General features: G+C 64.8%; 9 protein-coding genes and 1 tRNA gene. 7 read left to right on the forward strand and 3 right to left on the reverse strand.

Going from position 1 to position 9,303, the window contains the following annotated elements:
- Positions 1–195 precede the first annotated feature (195 nt).
- On the forward strand, positions 196–1,890 hold the full coding sequence (locus tag DSAT_RS09605; protein WP_020887309.1) for a methyl-accepting chemotaxis protein: 1,695 nt from the start codon (positions 196–198) through the stop codon (positions 1,888–1,890).
- Between the two features lie 95 nt (positions 1,891–1,985).
- On the opposite strand, the gene DSAT_RS09610 is transcribed toward DSAT_RS09605, so the two are convergent.
- From DSAT_RS09610 to DSAT_RS09620, 3 genes are all read right to left on the reverse strand, one after another.
- A complete protein-coding gene (locus tag DSAT_RS09610) occupies positions 1,986–2,396 on the reverse strand; it encodes a response regulator (protein ID WP_020887310.1) in 411 nt (136 codons plus the stop codon).
- 161 nt (positions 2,397–2,557) lie between these two features.
- Positions 2,558–3,361 (reverse strand): hypothetical protein, encoded by an 804-nt coding sequence (locus DSAT_RS09615; RefSeq protein WP_020887311.1) that lies wholly within the window; start codon positions 3,359–3,361, stop codon positions 2,558–2,560.
- Between the two features lie 246 nt (positions 3,362–3,607).
- Positions 3,608–4,450, reverse strand: coding sequence for an MBL fold metallo-hydrolase (locus DSAT_RS09620; RefSeq protein ID WP_020887312.1), 843 nt, complete (start codon positions 4,448–4,450; stop codon positions 3,608–3,610).
- 259 nt (positions 4,451–4,709) lie between these two features.
- Between DSAT_RS09620 and DSAT_RS09625 the strand changes: the two genes are divergently transcribed.
- The 6 genes from DSAT_RS09625 to DSAT_RS09650 all read left to right on the forward strand — a co-directional run bounded on the left by DSAT_RS09625 (position 4,710) and on the right by DSAT_RS09650 (position 9,059).
- A tRNA-Val gene (locus DSAT_RS09625) sits at positions 4,710–4,784 on the forward strand.
- 62 nt (positions 4,785–4,846) lie between these two features.
- Entirely contained in the window at positions 4,847–6,793 is a 1,947-nt protein-coding gene (gene thrS, locus DSAT_RS09630) for a threonine--tRNA ligase (RefSeq protein WP_020887313.1), read from the forward strand.
- A complete protein-coding gene (gene infC, locus DSAT_RS09635; protein WP_020887314.1) occupies positions 6,777–7,337 on the forward strand; it encodes a translation initiation factor IF-3 in 561 nt (186 codons plus the stop codon). Before thrS ends, infC begins: the two co-directional genes overlap by 17 nt.
- Positions 7,338–7,349: 12 nt before the next feature.
- Complete coding sequence (rpmI, locus tag DSAT_RS09640; RefSeq protein ID WP_020887315.1) at positions 7,350–7,547, forward strand: 50S ribosomal protein L35; 198 nt, start codon at positions 7,350–7,352, stop codon at positions 7,545–7,547.
- Between the two features lie 84 nt (positions 7,548–7,631).
- Positions 7,632–7,994 (forward strand): 50S ribosomal protein L20, encoded by a 363-nt coding sequence (gene rplT, locus DSAT_RS09645; RefSeq protein ID WP_020887316.1) that lies wholly within the window; start codon positions 7,632–7,634, stop codon positions 7,992–7,994.
- A gap of 12 nt (positions 7,995–8,006) precedes the next feature.
- A complete protein-coding gene (locus tag DSAT_RS09650) occupies positions 8,007–9,059 on the forward strand; it encodes a phenylalanine--tRNA ligase subunit alpha (RefSeq protein ID WP_020887317.1) in 1,053 nt (350 codons plus the stop codon).
- Positions 9,060–9,303: the final 244 nt, after the last annotated feature.

Consider the following 9,303-nt stretch of genomic DNA (forward strand, 5'->3'; position numbering starts at 1 on the left):
CAAGAAAGTGTAGCACATCGAATGCCAAAGACAACACCGGGACCGCAATGCCGCGCGCGGGGCTGTTTTCGGGCGGACCGAACCCGAATCCCTATTGACTTGCGTCAAGGAATGCAATCGGATGGAGGCGTATATGGATATTGAAAGATGCGAGGCTATTGCGTCGCGTCCAACAGGAGACGAGGGGGTAGCGTCATGACCATCCGGGCCAGACTCATTCTTTCCGTGGCAGCAGTTTTTGCCGTCAGCGCGGTCATGTTCCTGGCCATCTGGAGCATGCTGGACGATCTCGAATCCGACGGACTGGGCATCAACCTCGCGGGCAGACAGCGCATGCTGACGCAGATGGCGGGCCAACAGGCCCTGCTCGGTCGTCTGGGAGGGCAGGACGCCGCGCAGGGCTTGAGCCGTGCCGCAGCCGTCTTCGAGGCCACGCACAAAGCTTTGCTCGACGGCGGTTTCGCGCCTGTGGGGCTGGACCCCAATGGCGCGACAGTGGCGCTGCCGGCCGCATCGCCCGCCGTGCGGGCGGAGCTTGAGGCCGCGGGCGCTCGCTGGACCGGATTCATCCGGCTGGTGCGGGATGGCGCGGCGAATCCATCGGAAGTTTCAGCGGCCAGCGCGACCGTCCTTGAGTCTTTGAGCCGCGCCGTGACCGTGATGCAAAAGGAATCCGAGGCCAAGGTGGCACGCCTCCTGACCATGCAGGCCGCGGCCGTGGCCGTGGGGTTCGCGCTCCTGATCGTGGTGGTCGTCAACATGCGCAGACACGTGACCGAGCCGCTCGACGCCCTGCGGGGTTATGCCGGGAAGGTCGCGTCCGGCGACCTCTCCGCCTCGGTCAGCGGTCGCTTTAGCGCCGAGCTTTTAGCCGTCAAGGAAGCCGTGCAGAGCATGGTGCTCTCGTTGCGCGAGAGCATGGGGCACGCCGAGGCGAAGGGCCGCGAGGCCGAAAAGGGCGCGGCCGAGGCGCGCGAGGCCCTGGCTGTGGCCAAGGCCCAGGAGGAAAAGGTGCAGGCCCTTTTTGCCGCGCTGACCAAGGCGGCGGACGCCGCGCGCGGTGTCTCCCGGCAATTGGCCGCCGGATCGAGGCGGCTTGGCGAACAGGCCTCGGGAGTTTCGCAAGGGGCGCAATTGCAGCGCGACCGCATGGCCGAAACCGCCGCCGCCATGGAGGAAATGAACGCCACGGTGGGCGAGGTGGCGCGCAACGCGGGCGATGCGGCCACCAATGCCGGGGCAGCTCACGAGCGGGCCCAGGCAGGGGCCGAGGGCGTGCGTGCAGCCATCGTCGCCATTGATCGGGCCAGAGCGCGCATGGAAGAGCTTTCCGCGAGCATGGAGCGACTGGGCGAGCAGGCCCAAGGCATTGGGCAGGTCATGAACGTGATCAGCGACATCGCGGACCAGACGAACCTGCTCGCGCTCAACGCCGCCATCGAGGCCGCGCGCGCGGGCGACGCGGGTCGGGGCTTCGCCGTGGTCGCGGACGAGGTGCGAAAGCTGGCCGAGAAGACCATGACCGCCACCAAGGAGGTTGGTCAGGCCGTGACGGCCATCCAAGGACTGGCCACGGAGAACGTGGTCAAGGCGCGCGAGGCGGCCGAGGGCATTGTCGAGAGTACCGGCGTGGCCGAGGAGTCCGGGCGGCGTATGGCCGAGATCGTGGACATCGTGGCCCAGACCTCGGGCCAGGTGGAGTCCATTGCCACGGCCTCGGAGCAGCAGTCGGCCGCGGCCGAGGAGATCAACCGCGCCGTGACCGAGGTCACGCGCGTCGCGGCGGAGACGGCCGAGGGCATGCGCGAGACGGACGTGGTGGTGGCGGAGCTCGGCAGGCTGGTCGAGGAACTCGACGGCATCATCGGCTCCATGACGCGCCAGGAGTGATCCGGCCGGATTGGATGCAAAAAAGCCCCGGTGCTCACGCACCGGGGCTTTTTTGTCGCATTGCCGCCGAAGAACGCTCCGCGCGTTCTTCGGGTTCAGCCAGCCTTGTCGGGAATCAGGCCCAGCCGCTTGAGCTCGGTAAGGATCATGGTTTCGTCGATGGGCTTGACGAGGAAGGACGTGGCCCCGCCCAGAAAGAAGGCGTTGTGCGTGTCCTCGGAGTCGTCGAGCACGGTGGTGATGATGACCTTGGCCTGCGTTTCCTCGGAGATGCCGTGCTCGCGCTCGATCTCGCGAATCTCGCGCAGGGCGTGGTGGCCGTCGATCTCGGGCATGACCAGATCCATGCAGATCAGGTCGTAGGGCTTCGCCTCGGTCAGAGCGCGGCGAAAGGCGTATATGGCTTCGTCCCCGTTCACCGCCACGTCGCAAAAGGCGTGGGGGTGGAGGATTTCCTGGAGATAGCTGCGGCAATAGAAGTCGTCGTCAACGATAAGCACGCGCATGTGGCTGGCTCCGGAGCGTCCTGATTGGTTTTCCACGGATGGAGGCCGTTTTCCACAACCATGAAAAAGATACCCCCCCCTTGCGGGGTTTGTCAAAACCTATCTGTCCGGTCAGCAAAACTAATCAGTATAGCACGTGGTGTCAGCGGAGCAAAGGAAAATCAGCGCTTTAAGATGTTCGACGAGAGTCCCTGGCAGTGGCACAAGCCCAGGCCCGGTTCGTCGCGAAGACGCGAGCGCAAGCACTCCACGGTCTCGTGGCGCGAGACGATCCAGACGTCGCCATGGCGCTCGCAGGAGTAGCCGTGTTCGTTCTCGGGCAGCCGGGTCAGGGGCTCGCCGAGCAGCGCGGCGACATCGGCCATGGCCATGCCCGGCGAGACGAGGGCCATGGCCTGGCGGGATTTTTCGGCCCGCTCACGGGCCAGCCGCGCGGCCGTGTCCTCGGCCGAATCGTCGGCCTTGCCAGGCAAGCGCGCGGCATCGGCAGCTCCTTTTCCTGGCAGCGATTCCTCATCGCGGTGCTCCACGCGCACGCGCACCACGCAATCCACGGCGCGGCCGCCGGGCAGGTTCACCAGGGTATCGCGCGCTTCCTCCACGCGCACCAGCGTGGCCGCGATCAGACGCGGCCCGCCGTTCGCAGGCGTGACCAGGACGCCCGCGCGATCCACGGCCGCCCGGATGGCGTTTTCGCGGCAAACCTGGCGCGCTTCCTCCAGCGATTCGCCCTCGCCGACAAGCGTGCGGTAGCTGGCTGTGTACACGCCTTGCTCCTCGCCCTCTTTCGGCGCGGCCTTCTGGCGGATGTCAAAGTCTGGCGAGGGGACTGAAACAGATGGGGATTCGGCGTGCGCCGTGGCCGTCCATCCGGCCGGAAGGGTCAAGGCGGCCAGCACGGCGGCGAGAAGAATCCGTGAAGCGGGCGGGCTGCCGAGGGAGGGGAAAAGGGATGTCAGACGCATGACGTCCTCCAAGGTCGCATGGAGGCAAGATAGCAAGAAACGCGCCCAGATGCGAGGCCACCCGCCAGACCGCCCCAAAAAATCCCACTTGCCGCGTTGCCGCGAAAAGCTTCGTTCCCCGGACCGCTGAAAACGTGCCGGATGCAAGGCGCAAGAAAGCGCCGGGCCCGACGCGTATTTCAAATACGCGAGGGATCGGCGCTTTCGCGGCAACGCAGCAGACGGCGCGTTTTCAGCGGTCCACCCCTAGAGCGTGATCTCGCTCTCCTGACTCAGGGCGAATATCTCCATGTCCGCTCGGCCGCGCTCGGCCGCGATGCGGCGGCAGTCGGCGACCATGGCGTCCACGCCCTCGTCGGTTCGGTCCTGGTTGTGATGGAACAGGCCGAAACGCTTCACATTCGCGGTCAGGGCCAGGTCCAGGGCCTGGGTGTACACCGAGTGCCCCCAGCCGCGTGTGCGCTCGTAGTCGGCGTCCGTGTACTCGGCGTCGTGGATGAGCAGGTCCGCGTCGGCCGCGAAGGCCGCGTAGTCGTCGAAAGTCCTGCCGCCGGGATGGGGATGGAACAGTTCGTTGTCCGTGAGGAAGACCAGCGAGACGCCGCTCTCCTCGAAACGGTAGCCCAGGCCCAGGTTGGGGTGGGACAGGGGGATGGAGGAGACCTCGATGCCCTCGACCAGGGTGGGCTGACGGCACACGCCCCGGTAGTCGATCTCCGCCTTGAGCGCGGAGAAGGGCACGGGAAAGTAGGGTGCGCTCATGGTGCGGGTGAGCAGGTGGCGCATGTCGCCCTGGGACATGGGGCAGCCGTAGAGGTCGATGTGCGTGGATTCGGCGTAGATGGGCTTGAAGAAGGGGAAGCCCAGGATGTGGTCCCAGTGGGAGTGGGTGAAGATCATGGAGAAGCGGCTCTCGCCTTCGGCCAGGAGGCGGTTGCCCAGGCGGCGGATGCCCGAGCCCGCGTCCACTATCACGGGAACGCGGCGTTGTCCGCAGATCTCGAGGCAGGTGGTGTCGCCTCCGTAGGTCACGTACTGCGGGCCGGACACGGGAATCGAACCGCGCGCTCCAAAGCACCTGATCAGCACATCAACCCCCTGTCCGCAGCCGTCCGCTTCACAACGCGCTCTGCGCCCGCGACCGGGCAGCGCCGCGCGCGTCCGTATCCATGCGTGATGGCGCACGTTACATCATCTCATGTCCCGAAACAACTCTTTCCTGATAACGGCGCTCCTTCCCGGTACGGCGGACAGGGAGGAGCGGTGGATGAAATCACGCTTCATGTCGTTTCATGCTTGACACTCCCAGTACCTGCTGCTATCTGACTGCTCCCTTGTTCGGGTATGGAGGCGCGTAGCTCAGGGGGAGAGCACTTGCTTGACACGCAAGGGGTCAGGAGTTCAAATCTCCTCGTGCCTACCATCTTAGTTCGCTCAGGGAGGCTTTATGCCTCCCTTTTTCACTCGTGAGGCAAGGAGCCGACGGTGCATCTCGAGATCGCGGGCCAGCAGGTCGATGCCGTTCCCGGCGAACCCCTGGCCGATGTTCTGGGCAAGGCCCTGTCCAAGAAGAAGATGAAGGACGTGGTGGCGGTGCGCGCATGCGGCCGCCTGTTCGACGTTTCCGCGCCCCTGCCCGAGGGCTGCGCGCACGTGGAGCCGGTCTTCGACACCGATCCCGAGGGGCTGGACATCGTTCGCCATTCCGCCGCGCACCTCATGGCTGAGGCCGTAAAGCGGCTCTTTCCCTCCGCCAAGGTGACCATCGGTCCGGCCATCGAGACGGGCTTCTACTACGATTTCGACTACGAGCGTCCCTTCACGCCCGAGGATCTGGAGGCCATCGAGAAAGAGATGGTCCGTCTCGCGGGCAGCGATCTGCCCTTCGCCTGCCGCGTGGTGAGCAAGGACGAGGCTCGCCGCATCTTTTCGGAGATGGGCGAGGACTACAAGCTTGAGATCATGGACGACCTGGGCGGCTCGGAGTTTTCCATCTACAGCAACGGCGGCTTCGTGGACCTGTGCCGCGGCCCGCATGTGCCGAGCACCGGCCGCATCAAGGCCTTCAAGCTTCTCTCCGTGGCCGGGGCCTACTGGCGCGGCGACTCCGACAAAAAGATGCTGCAGCGCATCTACGGCACGGCCTTCGCCACGCCCAAGGAGCTGAAGCAGCACCTGGAGCGCCTGGAAGAAGCCAAGCGCCGCGACCACAGGAAGCTGGGCACGCAGCTCGACCTCTTCTCCTTCTCGGAGGACGCGGGCGCGGGCATGGTCATCTGGCATCCCAAAGGCGGCCTTTTGCGCGCCATCCTCGAAGACTTCGAGCGCAAAGAGCACCTGAAGCGCGGCTACGCCATCGTCCAGGGACCGCAGATCCTCAAGCGGGAGTTGTGGGAGCGTTCCGGCCACTACGACAACTACCGCGAGAACATGTATTTCACCCAGATCGAGGAGCAGGCCTACGGCATCAAGCCCATGAACTGCCTGTCCCACATGCTGATATTCAAGAGCCGGGTGCGCAGCTACCGCGACATGCCGCAGCGCTACTTCGAACTCGGCGTGGTGCACCGCCACGAGAAGACCGGCGTGTTGCACGGTCTGTTGCGCGTGCGCCAGTTCACCCAGGACGACGCCCACATCCTGTGCCGCCCCGACCAGTTGCAGGACGAGATACTGGGCGTGGTGCGCTTCGTGCAGGATGTGATGAATCTTTTCGGCTTCGATTTCGAGGCCCGTATCAGCACCCGGCCCGAGAAATCCATCGGCTCGGACGAGGATTGGGAGCGCGCCACCTCGGCCCTGATCAACGCTCTCGACGCTGGCGGCTTCGCCTACGAGATCAACGAGGGCGACGGAGCATTCTACGGCCCGAAGATTGACATTGTCATCAAAGATGCCTTAGACCGCCGGTGGCAGTGCGCCACGATCCAGTGCGATTTCACCCTTCCCGAACGCTTCGATCTGTCGTATGTGGGCGAGGATGGGGAGAGGCATCGCCCTGTGATGCTGCACCGGGTGATCCTCGGGTCGCTCGAACGGTTCGTCGGGGTGCTGACGGAGCACGTTGCCGGGGCGTTCCCCACTTGGCTTGCGCCGGTTCAGGCGAGGATACTCACCGTGACCGACGCCCAGGCGGAGCACGCCCAATCGGCGCTTTGCGCGCTTCGCGAAAAGGGAATCCGGGTCGAGGCCGACCTGCGCAACGAGAAGCTCGGCTACAAGGTGCGCGAGGCCCAACTCGAAAAGATACCGTACATGCTCGTCATCGGCGACAAGGAAGTCGAGGCGGGCGGCGTCAACGTGCGCACGCGCGGTGGAGAGAACCTCGGCCTCAAGAGCATTGCCGAGGCCGTGGACATGATACTGGCCGATACGGCCGAACCGTTCAAACGCGGAGGGATGAGCTATAGCTTCGTTGCAAGCTCGGGTTAACCGGCAGATCCGGGTCCGCTCCGTCCGACTCATCGCCGACGACGGCGACCAGTTGGGCATCAAGAGCATTGAAGAGGCCTTGGCCCTTGCCCAGGAAAAAGGGCTTGATCTTGTGGAGGTGGCGCCCAACGCCGATCCTCCGGTGTGCAAGATCATGGACTTCGGGAAGTACAAGTACGAGCAGCAGAAGAAGCTGCAGTCCGCCCGCAAGAAGCAGACCCAGGTCCAAATCAAGGAAATCAAGTTCCGGCCCAAGACGGACGACCACGACTACCAGACGAAATTGCGCCATATTCGGCGTTTTCTGGGAGAAGGCGACCGTTGCAAGGCGACGATCTTTTTCAGGGGCCGCGAGATCGTGCACAAGGATCGCGGCCAGGCTGTGCTGGACCGAGTGGTCCGTGACACGGCGGACATCGCCAAGGTGGAGCAGGACGCGCGGGCCGAGGGCCGCACCCTGTTCATCATGCTGGCGCCGATCCCCAAGAAGGACGAAAAGGTTGACGCCGCCGCGCAGGACAGCGCCTCCGAGGCGAGCGAATAAGGAGACGAGGAAATGCCCAAGATCAAGACCAACCGCGCCGCGGCCAAGCGCTTCAAGAAGACGGGCAGCGGCAAGATTTCCAGGAGGCGCAAGAACCTGCGCCACATCCTGACGAAGAAGACCGCCAAGCGGAAGAACCAGCTTGGCAAGATGGCCCTCGTTGACAAGACCAACGAGCGCGCCGTCAAGGAAATGTGCCCCTACCTCTAGGGAGCGCACGCCTCGCCCAAGGCAAGCGCATGGCCGCCGGCGGGTGAAATCGCCCTCACAGGGCTCTATTGAAGGAGAAGAACGATGCGTGTCAAACGTGGTGTCGCCGCGCACAAGCGGCACAAGAAGTATCTGAAGCTGGCCAAGGGCTACACCGGCGGCCGCAAGAATCTGTATCGCTCCGCCCGCGAGACGGTCGAGCGCGCCTTGGCCTATGCCTACCGCGATCGCAAGGCCAAGAAGCGCGAAATGCGCAAGCTGTGGATCCAGCGCATCAACGCTGCGGCCCGCGAGCACGGCCTGTCCTACAGCCGCTTCATCAATGGCCTCTCCCTGGCCGGGATCGAGGTCAACCGCAAGATGCTGGCCGATCTGGCCGTGCGCGAGAAGGAGAGTTTCGCCGAACTGGCCAAGCTCGCCGCGTCCAAGCTGACCGCAGCCGCCTAGGTTGTCTGCGCCATGTCCATGGACACGCGCGACATTCTGAACGATCTCGAACGTCTGGCCGGGGAGTGCGAAAGCGCCCTCGGCCAGGCGTCTTCGCGTGAGGCCGTGGAGGCCGCGCGTGTCGAGTTTCTCGGCCGCAAAGGCCGCTTGGCCCAAGCCATGGCCGCGATGGCGCAGCTTCCGCCCGAGGCCAAGCCCGCCGTGGGCAAGGCGGCCAACGAGGCCAAGGCCCGCCTGACCGAACTCCTCGACGCCGCGCTGGCCGAGCGCGAGCGCGCCGCCGCGTCGCTCGCCTTCGCCGATTTCGACCCCACCGTTCCCGGACGTGCGCCGCAGGCCGGATCGCTGCACCCCGTGACCCTGGTCATGGAGGAGGTCTGCTCCATTTTGCAGCGCCTGGGGTTCGAGGTCGTGGCCGGTCCCGAGGTCGAGAACGACTGGAACAACTTCGAGGCCCTGAACATGCCGCCGGACCATCCGGCCCGTGACATGCAGGACACGCTTTACGTCACGGACTCCATCTTGCTGCGCACCCACACCTCGCCCTTGCAGGTGCGCACCATGCTGGCCCAAAAGCCGCCCGTGGCCATCATCGCGCCGGGCAAGGTGTATCGCCGCGACTCGGACCTGACGCACACGCCCATGTTCCACCAGATCGAGGGGCTGCTCGTGGACACGCGCACCTCCATGAGCGATCTGCGCGGCATCCTGGCTCACCTGTGCCGCGAACTGTTCGGCGCGGACACGCGCATCCGTTTTCGGCCGAGCTTCTTCCCCTTCACCGAGCCGTCGGCCGAGGTGGACATCTCCTGCTCCATCTGCAAGGGCCAGGGCTCGTGCAAGGGCAATCCCTGCCGCGTGTGCAAGACTACGGGCTGGCTGGAGATTCTGGGCTGCGGCATGGTCGATCCCAACGTCTTTTCGGCCGTGGGCTACGACCCGGACCGGTACGTGGGCTGGGCCTTCGGCATGGGCGTGGAGCGCATCGCCATGCTCAAGTACGGCATCGGCGACCTGCGCATGTTCTTCGAGAACGATCTGCGCTTCCTCGGCCAGTTTTACTAGGATCGCTGACCGCGGGGCACAGAGGCGCATCCTCCTGGGCCGCGCGTGGCGAGGGGTACGGGGGTTGCGCCAAAGAGATACTTTCCATGTCTCTCGCCGCGAGGCGGTGTGACATTTTTTGAGTGAGTGCCCGCGCGCGGTTCGAACCACGCGCAAGCCATGACATGTTATGATTTCCCTTCGCCTCGAACCGAAAAGTTTTGGGGGGAGGGGGAGAGGGGTCCGGGGAGAGGGGGAAACCCCC

The sequence above is a fragment of the Alkalidesulfovibrio alkalitolerans DSM 16529 genome (assembly GCF_000422245.1).
GTDB classification, from domain to species: domain Bacteria; phylum Desulfobacterota; class Desulfovibrionia; order Desulfovibrionales; family Desulfovibrionaceae; genus Alkalidesulfovibrio; species Alkalidesulfovibrio alkalitolerans.